19 protein-coding genes are annotated in these 17,365 nt (G+C 72.9%); 4 read left to right on the top strand and 15 right to left on the bottom strand.

From position 1 onward, the window contains the following. Window positions 1-23: 23 nt before the first annotated feature. Window positions 24-737 carry a WHG domain-containing protein gene (locus ACFY93_RS17365; protein WP_391359261.1) on the bottom strand — a complete coding sequence of 238 codons (714 nt, stop codon included), beginning with the start codon at window positions 735-737 and terminating at the stop codon, window positions 24-26. A 150-nt stretch (window positions 738-887) separates the two neighbouring features. On the opposite strand from ACFY93_RS17365, the gene ACFY93_RS17360 reads away from it, so the two are divergent. Next, window positions 888-1,340, top strand: a complete 453-nt coding sequence (locus tag ACFY93_RS17360; RefSeq protein ID WP_391359373.1) for a nitroreductase/quinone reductase family protein — start codon at window positions 888-890, stop codon at window positions 1,338-1,340. 139 nt (window positions 1,341-1,479) lie between these two features. On the opposite strand, the gene ACFY93_RS17355 is transcribed toward ACFY93_RS17360, so the two are convergent. Then, a complete protein-coding gene (locus ACFY93_RS17355; RefSeq protein ID WP_391359259.1) occupies window positions 1,480-2,685 on the bottom strand; it encodes a geranylgeranyl reductase family protein in 1,206 nt (401 codons plus the stop codon). Between the two features lie 131 nt (window positions 2,686-2,816). On the opposite strand from ACFY93_RS17355, the gene ACFY93_RS17350 reads away from it, so the two are divergent. Further along, on the top strand, window positions 2,817-4,172 hold the full coding sequence (locus tag ACFY93_RS17350) for a M20/M25/M40 family metallo-hydrolase (RefSeq protein WP_391359256.1): 1,356 nt from the start codon (window positions 2,817-2,819) through the stop codon (window positions 4,170-4,172). A gap of 78 nt (window positions 4,173-4,250) precedes the next feature. On the opposite strand, the gene ACFY93_RS17345 is transcribed toward ACFY93_RS17350, so the two are convergent. From ACFY93_RS17345 to ACFY93_RS17335, 3 genes are all read right to left on the bottom strand, one after another. Beyond that, a complete protein-coding gene (locus ACFY93_RS17345) occupies window positions 4,251-5,288 on the bottom strand; it encodes an NUDIX domain-containing protein (RefSeq protein ID WP_391359253.1) in 1,038 nt (345 codons plus the stop codon). Between the two features lie 154 nt (window positions 5,289-5,442). Continuing rightward, window positions 5,443-5,637 (bottom strand): hypothetical protein, encoded by a 195-nt coding sequence (locus tag ACFY93_RS17340; RefSeq protein WP_391359251.1) that lies wholly within the window; start codon window positions 5,635-5,637, stop codon window positions 5,443-5,445. A 318-nt stretch (window positions 5,638-5,955) separates the two neighbouring features. Then, complete coding sequence (locus ACFY93_RS17335; protein WP_391359248.1) at window positions 5,956-6,915, bottom strand: ROK family protein; 960 nt, start codon at window positions 6,913-6,915, stop codon at window positions 5,956-5,958. 240 nt (window positions 6,916-7,155) lie between these two features. Here ACFY93_RS17335 and ACFY93_RS17330 point away from each other — a divergent pair, with 240 nt between their 5' ends. Beyond that, window positions 7,156-8,220 (top strand): substrate-binding domain-containing protein, encoded by a 1,065-nt coding sequence (locus ACFY93_RS17330; RefSeq protein WP_391359245.1) that lies wholly within the window; start codon window positions 7,156-7,158, stop codon window positions 8,218-8,220. Between the two features lie 84 nt (window positions 8,221-8,304). On the opposite strand, the gene ACFY93_RS17325 is transcribed toward ACFY93_RS17330, so the two are convergent. From ACFY93_RS17325 to ACFY93_RS17300, 6 genes are all read right to left on the bottom strand, one after another. Then, window positions 8,305-9,603 (bottom strand): DUF6986 family protein, encoded by a 1,299-nt coding sequence (locus ACFY93_RS17325; protein ID WP_391359242.1) that lies wholly within the window; start codon window positions 9,601-9,603, stop codon window positions 8,305-8,307. Window positions 9,604-9,853: 250 nt separating this feature from the next. Next, window positions 9,854-10,816 carry an FAD-binding protein gene (locus ACFY93_RS17320; RefSeq protein WP_391359239.1) on the bottom strand — a complete coding sequence of 321 codons (963 nt, stop codon included), beginning with the start codon at window positions 10,814-10,816 and terminating at the stop codon, window positions 9,854-9,856. 92 nt (window positions 10,817-10,908) lie between these two features. Beyond that, window positions 10,909-11,694, bottom strand: coding sequence for an electron transfer flavoprotein subunit beta/FixA family protein (locus ACFY93_RS17315; protein ID WP_391359236.1), 786 nt, complete (start codon window positions 11,692-11,694; stop codon window positions 10,909-10,911). A gap of 206 nt (window positions 11,695-11,900) precedes the next feature. Beyond that, window positions 11,901-12,410 carry a flavin reductase gene (locus ACFY93_RS17310; RefSeq protein WP_391359233.1) on the bottom strand — a complete coding sequence of 170 codons (510 nt, stop codon included), beginning with the start codon at window positions 12,408-12,410 and terminating at the stop codon, window positions 11,901-11,903. 44 nt (window positions 12,411-12,454) lie between these two features. Beyond that, window positions 12,455-12,535, bottom strand: coding sequence for a putative leader peptide (locus ACFY93_RS17305; RefSeq protein ID WP_391359370.1), 81 nt, complete (start codon window positions 12,533-12,535; stop codon window positions 12,455-12,457). A 120-nt stretch (window positions 12,536-12,655) separates the two neighbouring features. Then, a complete protein-coding gene (locus ACFY93_RS17300; protein ID WP_391359230.1) occupies window positions 12,656-13,051 on the bottom strand; it encodes a thioredoxin domain-containing protein in 396 nt (131 codons plus the stop codon). 299 nt (window positions 13,052-13,350) lie between these two features. On the opposite strand from ACFY93_RS17300, the gene ACFY93_RS17295 reads away from it, so the two are divergent. After that, a complete protein-coding gene (locus ACFY93_RS17295) occupies window positions 13,351-14,079 on the top strand; it encodes a 1-acyl-sn-glycerol-3-phosphate acyltransferase (RefSeq protein ID WP_391359227.1) in 729 nt (242 codons plus the stop codon). A 16-nt stretch (window positions 14,080-14,095) separates the two neighbouring features. Here ACFY93_RS17295 and ACFY93_RS17290 read toward each other — a convergent pair whose 3' ends face one another. The 4 genes from ACFY93_RS17290 to ACFY93_RS17275 all read right to left on the bottom strand — a co-directional run bounded on the left by ACFY93_RS17290 (window position 14,096) and on the right by ACFY93_RS17275 (window position 17,334). Next, window positions 14,096-14,797 (bottom strand): phenylalanine--tRNA ligase beta subunit-related protein, encoded by a 702-nt coding sequence (locus ACFY93_RS17290; RefSeq protein ID WP_391359224.1) that lies wholly within the window; start codon window positions 14,795-14,797, stop codon window positions 14,096-14,098. A 37-nt stretch (window positions 14,798-14,834) separates the two neighbouring features. Continuing rightward, the gene (locus ACFY93_RS17285) at window positions 14,835-15,428 is read right to left on the bottom strand and encodes a transglutaminase domain-containing protein (RefSeq protein ID WP_391359221.1); all 594 of its coding nucleotides are present in this window, start codon (window positions 15,426-15,428) and stop codon (window positions 14,835-14,837) included. Between the two features lie 86 nt (window positions 15,429-15,514). Then, window positions 15,515-16,585, bottom strand: coding sequence for a beta-eliminating lyase-related protein (locus ACFY93_RS17280; RefSeq protein ID WP_391359219.1), 1,071 nt, complete (start codon window positions 16,583-16,585; stop codon window positions 15,515-15,517). Further along, entirely contained in the window at window positions 16,582-17,334 is a 753-nt protein-coding gene (locus ACFY93_RS17275; RefSeq protein WP_391359367.1) for an SDR family NAD(P)-dependent oxidoreductase, read from the bottom strand. Before ACFY93_RS17275 ends, ACFY93_RS17280 begins: the two co-directional genes overlap by 4 nt. Window positions 17,335-17,365 lie beyond the last annotated feature (31 nt).

The following is a 17,365-nucleotide window of genomic DNA, read 5'->3' as shown; positions in this document are numbered from 1 at the left end:
CCCGCGGTGGGCGCCGTACGGGGTCAGCCCCGGGGATCGCCGGCCTGCGGATACACCAGGCCCACCCCGTGGGCGAGTTGGCCGGCGGCGTGGCGGAAGAACGCCTCCCGGTCCTCCACCACCCGGTTGAACTGTCCGAACACCTCGAAGCCGACCAGCCCGTAGAGCTGCGCCCAGGCCGCGACGAGCGCCGTGACGACCTCGGGCGGCAGGTCGGGGGCGAGCTCGGCCGCCAGCCGCCGGGCCTCGGGGCGCAGCTCGGCGGGGAGCGCCGGCCGGGCCAGCCCCTTGCTCTGGTGCGCCTCACGGACGATGCCGATGAGGAGGAGCCCGACGCGGGCGGCGGACGCGACGGTCGTGGAGGGCGCGGTGTATCCGGGCACCGGCGAACCGTAGATCAGCGCGTACTCGTGCGGATGCGCGAGCGCCCAGCCTCGCACCGCCTCGCAGACGAGCATCCAGCACCGTACGGGGCCCTCGCCCGCGCCGGACGCGTGCGCGGACTCCGCGGCCTCGCCGAGCGAGTCGTACGCGTCGATGATCAGGGCGGTCAGCAGGTCGTCCCGGCTGGGGAAGTAGCGGTAGAGCGCGGAGGAGACCATGCCGAGTTCACGGGCCACGGCCCGCAGGGAGAGCTTGGCGGCTCCTTCGGCGGCGAGCTGTCTGCGCGCCTCCTCCTTGATGGCCGCGGTGACCTCGGTCCTGGCGCGGGCCCGTGCTCCTCGTGCGGTGCTCATGCGGTGCAGTGTCCCATGCTTTCCGGAGCACTGCACACAAAGGAGAGCGGTGCACATTGTTGAGAGCACTGCTCTTGCAATGACGCGCCGAGCGGGTGCAGACTGGTGCTCACAAACGAGAGCACCGCTCTCTCCATCGCGGAGGTCACCATGTCGTCATCGCCGTACTACCTCAAGGGCAGCCCGCTCAACGTCCGGCTGAACAGCGTGATCGGCTGGCTCGCCCGCCACGGCGTCAGCCTCATGGGCTCCGCGGAGATGTCGGTACGCGGCCGCAAGAGCGGCCGGATGCAGCGCGTCCCGGTCAACCCGCACACCTACGAGGGCGCCCAGTACCTGGTCTCCGCCCGGGGCCACTCCCAGTGGGTGCGCAACATGCGGGTCGCGGGCGGTGGCGAGCTGCGCGTCGGCCGGAAGGTCCGCGAGTTCACCGCGGTGGAGCTTCCCGACGCGGAGAAGCTCGCGGTCCTGCGCACCTACCTGAAGAAGTGGGGCTGGGAGGTCAACCAGTACTTCCAGGGCGTGACGGCCGAGTCCAGCGACGAGGAACTCATCGCCGCCGCACCCGACCACCCCGTCTTCCGGATCACCGTGAAGCGGTGAAGCGTTCAAGCCGCGAACCGCATGACCCGGCCGACGGCCCGACCGGTCGCGCACGGCTGGCCCGGCGCGAAGCGCCCGCCGGGCCGGAGCCAGGGCCGCCGGCCCGCGCGAACCGCCTGGCCCGCTCGCTCTGCCCGCCCTACCGGTCGAGCGCCGACAGGGCGCGGCCGGCCATCGGGTGCGAACGCACCAGCTCACCGAGCGACGTCGAGCCGCGCGTGATCCCGGTGAACGCCTTCCACGCGGGCCGGAAGCCGGTGAGCGCGGCGTGGAACATGCCCGGGCGGCGCTCGAAGGCCCTGAGCAGGCTCTTGCCGACGCCCATCTCCACGCCGAGGCCCGCCTTGACCGCGAAGGCGTAGTTCAGCGCCTGGCGCCGGGTGTCGACCGCGTCGTGGGCCTCCGCGATCCGCACCGCCCACTCGCCCGCGAGGCGGCCGGAGCGCAGCGCGAAGGAGATGCCCTCGCGGGTCCACGGTTCCAGCAGGCCCGCCGCGTCGCCGCAGACCAGCACACGCCCCCGGGAGAGCGGGGAGTCGTCCGCCCGGCAGCGGGTCAGGTGCCCGGAGGAGAGGGCCGGTTCGAAGCCGGCGAGCCCGAGCCGGGCGATGAAGTCCTCCAGGTACCGCTTGGTGGCGGCTCCTTCGCCGCGGGCCGAGATCACGCCGACGGTGAGCGTGTCGCCCTTGGGGAAGACCCAGCCGTAACTGCCGGGCATCGGGCCCCAGTCGATGAGGACGCGGCCCTTCCAGTCCTCGGCGACGGTCTCGGGCACCGGGATCTCCGCCTCGAGGCCGAGATCGACCTGGTCGAGCTTGACGCCGACGTGTGCTCCTATCCGGCCCGCGCTGCCGTCGGCGCCGACGACGGCCCGCGCCAGCAGCGTCTCGCCGCCCTGGAGGACGACGGCCACCGTGCGCCGGTCCGGCACGGCCGAGCCGTGCTGCTCGACCCGTGACACCGAGACGCCGGTGCGCAGTTCGGCGCCGGCCTTCTGGGCGTGCTCGACGAGCTGCTGGTCGAACTCGGGCCGGTTGATCAGCCCGAACAGCATCTGCCTGGAGCGGCGGGTCCGCGCGAACCGGCCGTCCATCGAGAACGTCACCGCGTGCACCCGGTCCCGCAGGGGCAGCTCGAAGCCGGGGGGCAGGGCGTCGCGCGAGGGGCCGATGATGCCGCCGCCGCACGTTTTGTAGCGGGGCAGCTCCGCCTTCTCGACCAGCAGGACGCTGCGTCCCGCCACCGCTGCCGCATAGGCGGCCGAGGCGCCCGCGGGCCCCGCGCCGACCACGACGACGTCCCATACCCTCTGCTCGTCGCCCGCCGAAGAGTTCTCGCTGCTCACGATGGTCTGATGCTCCCGATCCAGCCGCCTGCCGCACCTTTCCCCCGCATCCTACGGCGGACGTCGCCGCAGGCCGTTGTGGGAGGATCGGCGTACAGAAATAGAACGTCGCACCCACAAGGAGCGTGCCCATGTCGTCGAATCCGGTCGCCGAGACCGTCGCCTCGCTGATGCCCAGGGCGAAGGCGGAACTCACCGAGCTGGTGGCCTTCAAGTCGGTGGCGGATTTCGACCAGTTCCCGAGGAGCGAGAGCGAGGGCGCCGCGGGCTGGGTGGCCGACGCGCTGCGCGCCGAGGGTTTCCAGGACGTGGCCCTGCTCGACACCCCCGACGGCACCCAGTCGGTGTACGGGTTCCTGCCCGGCCCGGAGGGCGCCAGGACGGTCCTGCTGTACGCGCACTACGACGTGCAGCCTCCGCTGGACGAGGCGGCCTGGGCGAGCCCGCCGTTCGAGCTGACGGAGCGCGACGGCCGCTGGTACGGACGGGGCAGCGCCGACTGCAAGGGCGGCCTCATCATGCACCTGCTGGCGCTGCGGGCGCTCAAGGCGAACGGCGGCGTGCCGGTGCACGTCAAGGTGATAGCCGAGGGTTCGGAGGAGCAGGGCACCGGCGGTCTGGAGCGGTACGCCGAGGCGCACCCCGAGCTGCTGGCCGCGGACACCGTCGTCATCGGTGACACCGGCAACTTCCGGGTCGGCCTGCCGACGGTCACCTCGACCCTGCGCGGCATGACCCTCCTCCGGGTCCAGGTCGACACGCTCGAGGGCAATCTGCACTCGGGGCAGTTCGGCGGCGCGGCGCCCGACGCGCTCGGCGCGCTGGTCCGCGTGCTGGACTCGCTGCGGGCCGAGGACGGCTCCACGACGGTCGACGGGCTCACCGCGGACGCCGTCTGGGACGGGCTGCAGTACGACGAGGCGGCCTTCCGGGCGGACGCGAAGGTGCTGGACGGGGTGGAGCTGATCGGCTCCGGCACGGTCGCCGACCGCATCTGGGCCCGCCCGGCCGTCACCGTGCTCGGCATCGACTGCCCGCCGGTGGTCGGCGCGACGCCGTCCGTGCAGGCGGGCGCCCGTGCGCTGATCAGCCTGCGGGTACCGCCGGGCGTGGACGCGGCCGAGGCGACGAAGCTGCTGCAGGCGCACGTGGAGGCGCACACGCCGTGGGGCGCGCGGGTGCGGACGGAGCAGATCGGCCAGGGGCAGGCGTTCCGCGCCGACACGACCAGCCCGGCGTACGAGGCGATGGCCCGGGCCATGGCGGTCGCCTACCCGGGCGAGGAGCTGCAGTACGCGGGCCAGGGCGGCTCGATCCCGCTGTGCAACACGCTGGCCGCGCTGTACCCGGAGGCGGAGATCCTGCTGATCGGCCTGAGCGAGCCCGAGGCGCAGATCCACGCCGTGAACGAGAGCGTGTCCCCCGAGGAGCTGGAGCGCCTCTCGATGGCGGAGGCGCTGTTCCTCCAGAACTACGCCGGCAGCTGAGCCGGGCGGGTTCACCGGTGGCCGCACGTCCGGCGTGCGGCCACCGGTGCTCCCGGCGGGAGGGACGGCGCCGGGCGGCTACACCGGTACGCCCGCCTCCAGATAGAGCGCCGCGCCCCGCTCCCGTGCCCGCAGGGCCCAGCGGAGCCGCTCGTAGCGGACGGGGGGCAGCAGCCGGGCCGCCTCCTGCTCGGTGACGAACCGCCAGTCGCGCAGTTCGGGACCGGGCAGGAGCATCCGTTGGGCGTCGGCGGTGTCGAGCCGTCCGCCGTCGAAGATCAGCCGCAGGCCGCCGTAGCCGGGCGGTACGGGGGTCTCCCAGTCGACGACGAGGAGCCGGGGCAGCTCGTCGAGGCGGAGCCCGGTCTCCTCGGCGACCTCGCGGACGCCCGCGCGCGCGGGCGCCTCGCCGGGTTCGACGACGCCTCCGGGAAACTCCCAGCCCGCCTTGTAGGTCGGGTCGACGAGCAGGATCCGGTCCTGTTCGTCGAAGAGGAGCACACCGGCGGCGACGGTCTCGGCGGTGGGTTCGGGGGTCTGCACGATGTCGCAGGCCGGGGCCTCGCCGGTGAGCACCGCGTCGGCGATGCGCCGGGCGGCTTCGTACGGGGTGAGACCGCCGGTGTCGACGGGGTGGGCGTCGGCGGTCAGCCAGGAGTCGAGCGCGGCGCGGTAGGGCTCGATGTGGTCGAAGGCCCACTGGCGTACGCGCAGGTCGCCGTCCGGGAGGTCGGGTGGGACCTCCCGGTCGGCTATTCGCTGGCGCAAAATCGTTTCCGCCGGAGCGAGGAGCACATGGCGGACCGGGATCCGGCGCGAGGCGAGGCCGCCGAAGATCTCGTCGCGGTACTCCTGGCGGAGCAGGGTCATGGGGACCACGAGGACGCCACCGAGTTCCGCGAGCATGGCGGCCGCGGTGTCGACCACGAGGCGCCGCCAGATCGGCAGGTCCTGGAAGTCGCCGACCTCGGCGAGGCGTTTGGGCGGCAGCAGGTACGCGAGTCCGCCGCCGATGACCTCGGGGTCGAAGAGCGTGCTGTTCGGGATCAGGTCGATCAGTTCCCGTGCGGTGGTGGTCTTCCCCGCACCGAACGCACCGTTGATCCAGACGATCACGGTTCCCCCTCTTCTGTTGGCCCCCTGTGGCTTGCCCGCTCCACCCTGCCACGGAAACCAGGCGCTGATGAGAGCGCCGCCAGGACACCTGATCCCGGACACGCCACGGCGCCCCCGCCCCGGAAGGAGGGGCGGGGGCGCCGTGGCGGCGGGGTCAGCCGTCGTGCCCCGGGGCGTGCTCGTCCAGGGCCACGCCGTCGGTGTCGACGGTGTGGTCGAGGGCGCTGAGCGTGTCCTTGGCGTCCAGGCCGCCCAGCGCGGCGCTGTCGAGGGCGTGGGACGGGGTGACGGCCGCGACCACGAATCCGGCGGCGAGGGAGGCGACGGCCAGCATGCTTCGCTTCTTCATGCCCCGCTCAACTGCCGAGCGGCCGCCGGGGTCACGGGTGAGCGTCCTTCCCGGCCGGGAACATGAGGCGGCCGCGGCGGGGCGTGCGTGCGCACCGGCACGGAGCGGTCGCCCTCCCCCCGCCCGGCGAGGACGGGCCGTCGGCGGGCCGGCACCGGCGCCGCCGCCGGCCACCCGCACCGCACGCCCTCCGGGCACCACACCGGTACCGCGCACCACACCGGTACCGGGCACCGCACGCCCTCCGGGCACCACGTCGTCCGATCGCCACGTCGTCCGATCGCCACGCGGGCGGCACCGCCTGCGGCCGCCTGGGCGTCAGCCGCCCACGCCCGCCGCGGTCGCGTCCGTCCGCCGGGTGAGCGCGGCCGCCGCGGCGCCGACCAGACCGGCGTCCGTGCCCATCCGCGCGGGCGTCACCGTCAGACGCCGTACGAAGGAGAGCGTCGCGTAGTCGTCCAGGGCCTTGCGCAGTGGCGTGAACAGGACGTCGCCGGCGTTGGCCACTCCCCCGCCGACGACCGCGATGTCGATCTCGACGAGCGTCGCCGTGGCCGCGATACCGGCGGCGAGCGCCCTGGCGGCGCGCTCGAACGAGGCGACGGCCACCGCGTCCCCGGCCCGGGCCGCGGCGGCCACCGCGGCCGCCGAGGCGTCGCCGTCCGGGCCAGGCCGCCAGCCGCCCGCCTGGGCGCGGCGGGCGATGTTGGGGCCGCTGGCGATGCGCTCCACGCAGCCGCGCGAGCCGCAGGGGCAGGCGTCGCCGTCCAGGTCGACGCTGATGTGCCCGATGTGGCCCGCGTTGCCCGTGGGTCCGGGGTGCAGCCGGCCGTCGAGGACGAGGCCTCCGCCGACACCGGTCGACACGACCATGCACAGCGCGTTGTCGTGGCCCCGGGCCGCGCCCTGCCAGTGCTCGGCGGCGGTGATGGCGACGCCGTCGCCGATCAGCTCCACGGGCAGCCCGCCCGTCGCGGCACGGACCCGCTCGACCAGCGGGTAGCCGCGCCAGCCCGGCACGTTCACCGGGCTCACGGTGCCCGCCGAGGCGTCCACCGGACCCGCGCTGCCGATGCCGACCGCGCGTGCCCGGCTCCAGAGCGGGGAGAGCGCCAGCTCACGGAGCACCTCCTCGACGGCCCGCATCACGGTGTCGCCGTCCTCGCGCGCGGGGGTCGCGCGCTGCGCGCGCACGAGGATCCGGCCGTGGGCGTCCACCAGCGCTCCGGCGATCTTGGTGCCGCCGATGTCGAGCGCGGCCACGAGGTCGGTGTGCATAGAGTCAGATCTCCCGCTGCTGTGTCCTTCCGGCGCCTGGCACACGGCTCGCACCGCGGGCACCGGATCCCCGGCCGGGGGCTGGCAGACGACGTGCCCCGTGAGGGGCGCGGGCCGGAGATTGTGGTGGACAGTGTCTCCCGCATCTGACAACGTTGTCCAGGCTCTATGCTCGACGCCACATCCTCATACAACCCCATGGACCGACCCTCACCCCCCGCCCCGCGGGGGACGCGCGCCATGGACGACAGGACAGGACAGCGCATCGTGGCCCAGACCGCCCGCCGATCCGAGAACCGCTACGGCAACCGCCCGACCATGAAGGACGTCGCGGCGCGCGCCGGGGTCGGGCTCAAGACGGTGTCGCGGGTGGTCAACGGGGAGCCGGGCGTCACGCCCGACACCGAGCGCCGGGTGCAGGAGGCCATCGACGCGCTGGGCTTCCGGCGCAACGACAGCGCGCGGGTGCTGCGCAAGGGCCGCACCGCGAGCATCGGCCTGGTCCTGGAGGACCTCGCCGACCCCTTCTACGGTCCGCTCAGCCGCGCCGTCGAGGAAGTGGCCCGCGCGCACGGCGCGCTGCTGATCAACGGCTCCAGCGCCGAGGACCCGGACCGCGAGCAGGAGCTGGCGCTCGCCCTGTGCGCGCGCCGCGTGGACGGACTCGTCATCATCCCGGCGGGCGACGACCACCGCTATCTGGAGCCCGAGATGAAGGCGGGCGTCGCCACGGTGTTCGTGGACCGCCCCGCCGGGCAGATCGACGCCGACGTCGTCCTCTCGGACAACTTCGGGGGCGCCCGCGACGGTGTCGCCCACCTCATCGGGCACGGCCACCGCAGGATCGGCTTCATCGGCGACCAGCCGCGCATCCACACGGCCGCCGAGCGGCTGCGCGGCTACCGTACGGCCATGGAGGACGCCGGGATACCGGTGGAGGACGCCTGGATGTCCCTGGGCGTCACCGACCCGGTCCGGGTGCGCCGGGCCGCCGAGGAGATGCTGGCCGGCCCCTCCCCCGTCACCGCGATCTTCACGGGCAACAACCGGGTGACGGTCACCGTGGTCCGCGTCCTCGCCGAGCACCGCACCCCCGTCGCCCTCGTCGGCTTCGACGACATCGAGCTCGCCGACCTGCTCCAGCCCGGTGTCACCGTGGTCGCGCAGGACGCCGCCACCCTCGGCCGTACCGCCGCCGAGCGCCTCTTCCGCCAGCTGGACGGCGCGCTGCTGCTCCCGGAGCGCATCGAGCTCCCGACCCGCCTGATCACCCGCGGCTCGGGCGAACTGCGGCCCGCGGGCTGACCCGCGGGCCCACGAGGGCGACGGGCCCGGGGCGCGTGTGCCGTACCAGGCGTCACGAGCCGGGCGGGACTTCCGAGACAACACCTAGGAGAGCGTCAGCCCGCCGCGGCGCGGTGAGGCGAAGGCGTCGAGGTCGGCTCGGGTCAGCCCGGTGGCACGGGCGACCTCGTCCATGTCGAGGGCGCCGCAGTCGAGGCCGCGCAGCAGGTAGCCGCTGAGCGCCTTGGCCGTCGCGGGCTCGTCCATCACGTCGCCGCCGGTCCGGCCGGCGTACCGGACGAGCCGTGCGGCGGCCCGTTCGAAGCCCTCCCGGTAGAAGGCGAAGACGGCGGCGTAGCGGGTCGGGAGGTGGCCCGGGTGCATGTCCCAGCCCTGGTAGTAGGCGCGGGCCAGGGCGCGGCGGGTCAGGCCGTGGTGCAGCCGCCATGCCTCGTGGACCTGCGCGGTGGGGCCGACGGGCAGGACGTTGGTGGAGCCGTCCGAGACGCGTACGCCGGTGCCCGCGGCGGCGACCTGCATGACCGCCTTGGCGTGATCGGCCGCCGGGTGGTCACTGGCCTGGTGGGCGGCGGAGACGCCGAGGCAGGCGCTGTAGTCGAAGGTGCCGTAGTGCAGGCCCGTGGCGCGCCCCCCGGCGGCCTGGATCATCCGGGCGACGGCCGCCGTGCCGTCGGAGGCGAGGATCGACTGGCTGGTCTCGATCTGGATCTCGAACCCGATCCGGCCGGGCTCCAGGTCCCGGGCCCTCTCGAACTCCTCCAGCAGCCTGACCATCGCGGTGACCTGCTCCGCGTACGTCACCTTCGGCAGTGTCAGCACCAGCCCCCCGGGCAGCCCGCCGGCCTCCATCAGCCCGGACAGGAAGACGTCGAGGGTGCGGATGCCACGGTCCCGGACGGCCGCCTCCATGCACTTCATGCGGATGCCCATGTACGGGGCCGCCGTGCCGTCCCGGTACGCCCGGGCGATCAGCCGGGCGGCGCGCGCCGCGTCGGCGTCCTCCTCGGCGTCCGGGCGGGGGCCGTAGCCGTCCTCGAAGTCGACGCGGAGGTCCTCGACGGGCTCGCGCTCCAGCTTGGCGCGCACGCGCGTGTACACGGGCTCGGCCAGCTCGTCGGCGAGGCCGAGGACGGCGGCGAAGGACGCGGCGTCCGGGGCGTGCTCGTCGAGGGCCGCCAGCGCCCGGTCGCCCCAGGAGCGGATCGTGCCGGCGGCGAAGTCGTCGCCCGGGACGTACACGGTGTGGACGGGCTGGCGGGTTCCGGGGTCTCCCGGGTAGCGGCGCTCCAGCTCGGCGTCGACCGGGGCGAGGGAGGCGCTGATCTCCTCGCTGACCCTGCCCGCGAGACTCGTGGTCACCTTCTCCTGGCGGCCCTGACCCATCTCACACCCTCCAGCTTTCCGTCACGCGGAATTAGCAATCCGTATGGTGAAGTTATCCGGCGATCTTCCCACCGGTCAACACCTTCCCGCCGACCGTCCGTCCGTACCGGCGACGCGGACCGTCGCACACCCGCCGCACACCCGCCGACGGGGCCGTCCGGCGCGAGGGAACGCCCGAGGCCCCTGCGACCGTGCTGGTCGCAGGGGCCTCGTGGCTCGGGTGACGGAGGCCGGGGCCTCCGTGGCGGGATCAGCCCTTGCGGGTGTTGATCTCCTCGGTGAGCTGCGGGACGACGTCGAAGAGGTCGCCGACGACGCCGTAGTCGACGAGGTCGAAGATCGGGGCCTCCGCGTCCTTGTTGATGGCCACGATGGTCTTCGAGGTCTGCATGCCGGCCCGGTGCTGGATCGCGCCGGAGATGCCCGAGGCGATGTACAGCTGCGGCGAGACCGACTTGCCGGTCTGGCCCACCTGGTTGGTGTGCGGGTACCAGCCGGCGTCGACGGCGGCACGCGAGGCGCCGACGGCCGCGCCGAGCGAGTCGGCGAGCGCCTCGATGACGGCGAAGTTCTCGGCGCCGTTGACGCCACGGCCACCGGAGACCACGATCGCGGCCTCGGTCAGCTCCGGGCGGCCGGTCGACTCGCGCGGGGTGCGCGAGGCGACCTTGGTGCCGGTGGCCTTCTCGGAGAAGGTGACCGCGAGGGCCTCGACGGTGCCCGCGGCGGGGGCGGCCTCCACGGCGGCCGAGTTCGGCTTGACCGTGATGACCGGAGTGCCCTTGGAGACGCGGGACTTGGTGGTGTAGGAGGCGGCGAACGCGGACTGCGTGGCCACCGGGCCCTCGTCGCCGGCCTCGAGGTCGATGGCGTCGGTGATGATGCCGGAGCCGATGCGCAGCGCGAGGCGGGCGGCGATCTCCTTGCCCTCGGCGGAGGACGGCACCAGGACGGCGGCCGGGGAGACGGTCTCGTACGCGGCCTGGAGCGCGTCCACCTTCGGTACGACGAGATAGTCGGCGAACTCGGGGGCGTCGGCGGTGAGGACCTTGACCGCGCCGTGCTCGGCGAGCGCGGCAGCGGTGTCGCCCGCACCGGCGCCGAGGGCGACGGCGACGGGCTCGCCGACGCGGCGGGCCAGGGTCAGCAGCTCCAGGGTGGGCTTGCGGACGGCGCCGTCCACGTGGTCGACGTAGACGAGAACTTCAGCCATGGGACTTCTTCTCTCCTGCTTGCGAAAGATGAGGGGCGGTCAGCGGATCCGGGACTCGGGGCACGGAGTGACCTCCGGCCCGCGAGGCTGCGTCAGACGAACTTCCGCTCCGCGAGGAAGGCGGCGAGCTGCTTGCCGCCCTCGCCCTCGTCCTTGACGATCGTGCCGGCGGTGCGCGCCGGACGCTCGGCCGCGGAGTCGACCGTGGTGTAGGAACCCTCCAGGCCGACCTCCTCGGCCTCCAGGTCCAGGTCGGACAGGTCCCAGGACTCCACCGGCTTCTTCTTCGCCGCCATGATGCCCTTGAAGGACGGGTAACGGGCCTCACCCGACTGGTCGGTGACCGACACGACGGCCGGCAGCGACGCCTCGAGCAGCTCGGAGGCCGAGTCGCCGTCGCGGCGGCCCTTCACGACGCCGTCCTCGACGGAGACCTCGGACAGCAGCGTCACCTGCGGCACACCGAGACGCTCGGCGAGCAGCGCGGGTACGACGCCCATGGTGCCGTCGGTGGAGGCCATGCCGGAGACGACCAGGTCGAAACCGGCCTTCTCGATCGCCTTGGCGAGCACCAGCGAGGTGCCGAGGGCGTCGGTCCCGTGCAGGTCGTCGTCCTCGACGTGGATGGCCTTGTCGGCGCCCATCGAGAGCGCCTTGCGCAGCGCGTCCTTGGCGTCCTCGGGACCGACGGTCAGCACGGTGATCTCCGCGTCGTCCGCCTCGTCGGCGATCTGCAGCGCCTGCTCGACCGCGTACTCGTCGAGCTCCGAGAGCAGACCGTCCACGTCGTCACGGTCGACGGTCAGGTCATCGGCGAAGTGCCGGTCGCCAGTGGCGTCGGGCACGTACTTCACAGTGACAACGATCCTCAAGCTCACGCCGGCTCTCCTACTGCATCGTGATTTCCGAGCTGCCTCTTGCAGGCAGCATAGGCGCCTGAAGCGGCCGATCCCGGTCGGGGCGACCCGCGCTCCGAAGGGAAATATTACTCGTCAGTACACCGAGACTCTTCCCGCTAAGCAAGCGCTTTGAACTGTGACCTTGACAACGCTGCGTAGTCGGTCACGGGGCGCGGTCGCCGCGGTCAGTCGCGCAGGCCGCCGAAGCGTCCGTCGTGATAGAGCAGAGGGCGCCCGGAACCGGTGGGATCGCCCAGGACGGCCTCGGCGAGGACGACGCGGTGGTCACCGGCGGGCACACGCGCGACGATCCTGCAGACCAGCCAGGCGAGGACCCCGTCGAGCACGGGCACGCCCTGGGGCCCCTCCCGCCAGCGGGTGGACGGGCCGAAGCGGTCGGCGCCGCTGCGGGCGAAGGTGGCGGCGAGGTCCCGCTGGTGTTCACCGAGCACGTGGACGCCGACGTGGCCGGACTCGGAGATCGCGGGCCAGCTGGAGGCCGCCGTACCGATGCCGAAGGAGACGACCGGCGGGTCGGCGGAGACCGAGGTGAGCGAGGTGGCGGTGAATCCGACCGGACCGCCGGCGCCCTGGGCGGTGATCACGGCGACGCCTGCCGCGTGCCGCCGGAAGACGGAGCGCAGCAGGTCCGGGGAGGCGAGCCGGGTGGCGTCGAGATCGGGGGTTGCCGTCATGGAGTTGTCCTTCTTCACGAGTCGACGAGCGGGTCCGTGGCTGCTCAGTGGCCCGGACAGCACGCGCTCGCCGTGCGGGCGAGGTCCACATGGACGCGCTCGGAGAGAAGGATTTCCTTGGGCATACGGTCAGGCTGACGATAGGTGGGGCCTGCAGTCAAGTGCGTTCCGGTATCTGGGAGCAGCGTCACTACGGGTGTCCGGCCCCGGCCCCGCCACACGTCGGGGCGGCACCGCATCCCCGCTCAGGAGTCTCCCGCCCCGCGCCGCACGGCCTCGCCCAGTGCGGCGACGACGTCCGCCGTGCGCGGCCGGCCCGCGGCACGCCGGACGATCCGGCCCGCGGAGTCGAGCACGAGGACGGTCGGGGTCTTCAGGATGTCCAGTTCGCGTACCAGCCCGAGATGTTCCTCGGCGTCGATCTCCACGTGCGACACGCCGGGGACCATCCCGGCCACCTCGGTGAGGACCCGGCGGGTGGCCCGGCAGGGCGCGCAGAAGGCGCTGGAGAACTGGACCAGCGTCGCGCGCTCCCCCAGCGTTCCGCCCACTCCGGCCAGCACCTCGCCGAGACCGGTCTCACCGCCGGCGCCGCCCGCACCGGGAACCGCTCCGTCCCCCTCGCGCCCGTGCACGTACACCCTCCCGCTCCGCCGTCACCACGGCACTCGACCCTATGCGGCGGACCCTCACGGCTGTCCGCCGGCGCGGCATCACACCCGCACCGCATGTGCTTCCTGACCTCACCAGCGTTCACCGAAGGCGGCTGATTCCCGTCCGGCGGGCGGGTGACGTGACGAGGATCTCGCGCGTGGCGGGCACCAGGGCTGGCCAGCCGTTCGTTCTTCGGGCACGATCTGCGCAATGCCGTAAACCTACGGCCGCGTAACTTCCAGCCGGGAGAACCCTTCCCAGGCAGAGAGAAGGGTCCACCCCCTCCATGGCAGAGCTTGTCTACCGTCCCGTGATCGGTCTCGCCCGCACGCTGTTCAAGGCTTGGGACCTCAAGATCGACTGCAAGGGATCGGAGAACATTCCGCGCTCGGGTGGTGCCGTCCTGGTCAGCAACCACATCAGCTACCTGGACTTCGTCTTCGACGGCCTGGCCGCCCTCCCGCAGAAGCGCCTGGTGCGCTTCATGGCCAAGGAGTCGGTGTTCCGGCACAGGATCTCCGGCCCGCTGATGCGCGGCATGAAGCACATCCCGGTGGACCGCAAGCAGGGTGAGACGGCGTACGCGCACGCCCTGGAGTCGCTGCGCGCCGGCGAGATCATCGGGGTCTTCCCCGAGGCCACCATCTCGCAGTCGTTCACCCTCAAGAGCTTCAAGTCGGGTGCCGCGCGGCTGGCCCAGGAGGCCGGCGTGCCGCTGGTGCCGATGGCCCTGTGGGGCACCCAGCGCCTGTGGACCAAGGGACACCCCCGCAACTTCAGGCGCAGCCACACCCCGATCACCATCCGCGTCGGCGAGCCGGTGGAGGCTCCGACCGACCAGTACGCGGGAGCGATCACACGGCGGCTGCGCGAGCGCGTCCAGGAGCTGCTGGAGGCCGCGCAGCGCGCCTATCCCGTGCGCCCCAAGGGCCCGGACGACACCTGGTGGATGCCCGCCCACCTCGGCGGCACGGCGCCCACGCCTGAGCAGGTGCGCGCCGCCGAGGCCGGCTGAGTCCGGCCCCCGTTCCTCAGGCCGCCGACTCCGGTGCGCGGACCGTGATCCGCGCACCGGGGCTGAACTTCTCGAGCAGTTCGGCGAGCTCGGCGCCCGCCGCCGTGACGTCGGCCACCGGCATCGGGGCCAGGCTCTCCAGAAGGAAGATCGCCGAGGTCGTCTCCTCCGTGAGCCGCGTGCGCGGCCCCTGCCGCCAGTTCCAGCGGCGGCAGGTCACGCCCGCCTCGTCGCACCACACGACCTCACCGGCGTCCGGGTGCTCGACCGCCTGCTCGCCTCCGGCGACGGTCACGAAGTCCTCCTCACCCGTGGCGCGCACCAGCCGCATGGCGCCCTGGACGCGGTCGAGGTCCTCACCGCCGACCGGGATCAGATGGGCGACGCTGATCGCGTTGTAGAGGTCGACCAGCAGGTTGATCCGGGGCAGCCCGGCGTCCGACAGGGCCCGCTTGGCCAGTGCCTCCGCCGAGTTGCGCGTCCGGGACGGCTTGGAGCCGAAGGCCGTGTAGATCTCGCGCCAGGCCGCGACGTGCGCGTCCTCGTGCGGCGCCCGGCCGTCCAGACGGGCGGCGAGGCGGCGGCCCGCGTCGTCGAGCAGCGCGGAGGTGCCCTCGGTACTGGGCCCGCCCACGAGTCCGTGCGCCTCGACGGCGACATGGGTGAACCCGGGCGCCAGGGCGCGGACCTCGTCGGACACGGTGAGGGTGAGAGTCATCGTCTGCCTTGCCTCCGAATGCGGCGGGAAGGGACCCTCAGAGGGTGCTCGGAAGGCGCTTCCACAGGGACGGCCGGTCGGGTGCGGCCCTGAGGGCGTCGAGCACGACCGGATGGGGTTCAGTGTAGAGCACTGGATAGTCCAGCTCATTGGACTGCGGGTCCGGCGTCCAGGCCAGTCGCTCGCCGTCCAGGGAGAACCGTGCGTCGACGCCCGGTTTGTTGCCGCGGCAGTCCTGCCGGTGCCACGCCCCCTTGAACCGCACGGCGACGAGACCGTGCACCGCGAGTCCGCTCCCGTCGTCGTGCGCGAGCGACTGGTAGCACAGGGCGGTGGGGATGTCCTCGGCGCGCAGGAGCGCGGCCAGGGCGTGGGCCTTGGCGTGGCAGATACCGGTGCGCCGCTCCAGGACGTCGGAGGCACGCCAGGTGACGCGCGGATCGTCCGCGTCCTGGGAGTGCGGGATGGTGTCGCGTACGAATTCATAGGCGGCCTGCGCATAGGTATACGAGTCGGTGACGTCCCGCGCGAGGCGTGCCGCCGTTTCGCGGACCAGCGGATGATCATGGTCGATCGCCTCGTCGGCGGCCAAGTACGCGGACAGGTCGGAAGTTTGCTGGATCAGCTCCATGCCCGCAGAGCATAGGAACGCGGCCGACCGAGAGTCAATGACATTTCGGTCGACCGCATACCTATGCAGTCACTGCCGTCTCGGCGTCAGTGCGCCATCTCCTCCTTGAGGGCGGCCACGAACCCGTCCACGTCGTCCTCGGTCGTGTCGAAGGCGCACATCCAGCGGACGTCGCCGGCCGCCTCGTCCCAGAAGTAGAAGCGGTAGCGCTTCTGCAGCCGCTCGCTCACGTCGTGCGGAAGGCGCGCGAAGACGGCGTTGGCCTGCACCTCGTGCAGGATCTCCACGCCGTGGACGGCGCGGACCCCCTCGGCGAGGCGCTGGGCCATCTCGTTGGCGTGCCGTGCGTTGCGCAGCCACAGGTCCTTCGCGAGCAGCGCCTCCAGCTGCACCGAGACGAACCGCATCTTGGACGCGAGCTGCATCGACAGCTTGCGCAGATGCTTCATGTGGCGGACGGCGCCCTGGTCGAGGACGACGACGGCCTCGCCGAACAGCGCGCCGTTCTTCGTCCCCCCGAGGGAGAGGATGTCGACGCCGACCGCGTTGGTGAACGTCCTCATCGGAACGTCCAGCGAGGCGGCCGCGTTGGCTATCCGGGCGCCGTCGAGGTGCACCTTCATGCCGAGCGCGTGGGCGTGGTCGCAGATCGCGCGGATCTCGTCGGGCGTGTAGACGGTGCCCAGTTCGGTGTTCTGCGCGATCGACACGGCCTGCGGCATCGCCCGGTGCTCGTCGTCCCAGCCGAAGGCCTGCCGGTCGATCAGCTCGGGCGTCAGCTTGCCGTCGGGGGTGGGCACCGTGAGGAGCTTGATGCCTGCCATCCGCTCGGGGGCGCCGCCCTCGTCGACGTTGATGTGGGCGCTCTCCGCGCAGATCACCGCGCCCCAGCGGTCGGTGAGCGCCTGGAGCGCGACCACGTTGGCGCCGGTGCCGTTGAAGACGGGGAAGGCCTCAGCGCCCGCACCGAAGTGGCTGCGGACGATCCCCTGCAGGCCCGCCGTGTAGTCGTCCTCGCCGTACGCGATCTGGTGCCCGCCGTTGGCCAGGGCCAGGGCGGCGAGCACCTCGGGGTGGGCCCCCGCGTAGTTGTCGCTCGCGAAGCCGCGGACCTCCGGGTCGTGATGACGCCTCGCGTCGGTCCTGGGAGGGTTCACGGTTTCTCGGTCAGCCACAGACGGTTTCCGTTCACTTCGGCGGCGGGCCGCTCCCAGACGCCGGCGATGGCCTCGGCCAGCTCCTTGACGTCGGTGAAGCCCGCGAACTTCGCGTTGGGACGCTCGGCGCGCATCGCGTCGTGCACCAACGCCTTCACCACCAGGATCGCAGCCGCGGAGCGCGGGCCGTCCTCGCCCCCCGCCTTGCGGAAGCCGTCGGCCATGGCCAGCGTCCACGCCTCGGCGGCCGCCTTCGACGCGGAGTACGCCGCGTTGCCCGCGGTGGGCTTGGAGGCGCCCGCGGCGCTGATCAGCAGGTAGCGGCCCCGGTCACTGCGCTTGAGGGCGTCGAAGAAGGCGAGCGAGGTGTGCTGGACCGTGCGGATCAGCAGCTTCTCCAGCAGGTCCCAGTCGGCGAGGTCGGTCTCCGCGAAACCGGCGCCGCCGCGCCAGCCGCCGACGAGGTGGACCAGGCCGTCGACACGCCCGAAGTCCTTCTCGACGCGCCCGGCCCACTCGCGGGCCGCGGCCGCGTCGAGCAGGTCGACCGTGTCGCCCACGACGGTCGCCCCGCCGTGCGCGTAGCGCGCCGCGTCCACCGCCTCGGCGAGCCCCTCGGCGTTCGCGTCGGAGCCGATCACCGTCGCGCCGGCCTCGGCGAGCCGGACCAGCGCGGCCCGGCCGGCCGGTCCCGCCGCGCCCGCCACCGCGATCACAGCGCCACTGAGAGCCCCGTTGCCCTGAGCCATGGTCTTCGCCTCCTGAGCGTCCTGTGCGTCC

This window comes from Streptomyces sp. NPDC008313, assembly GCF_042956125.1.
In the GTDB taxonomy this organism is placed as follows: Bacteria; Actinomycetota; Actinomycetes; order Streptomycetales; family Streptomycetaceae; genus Streptomyces.
Note: the sequence above shows the minus strand (reverse complement) of the source record. Positions and strands in the feature narration are given on the sequence as shown.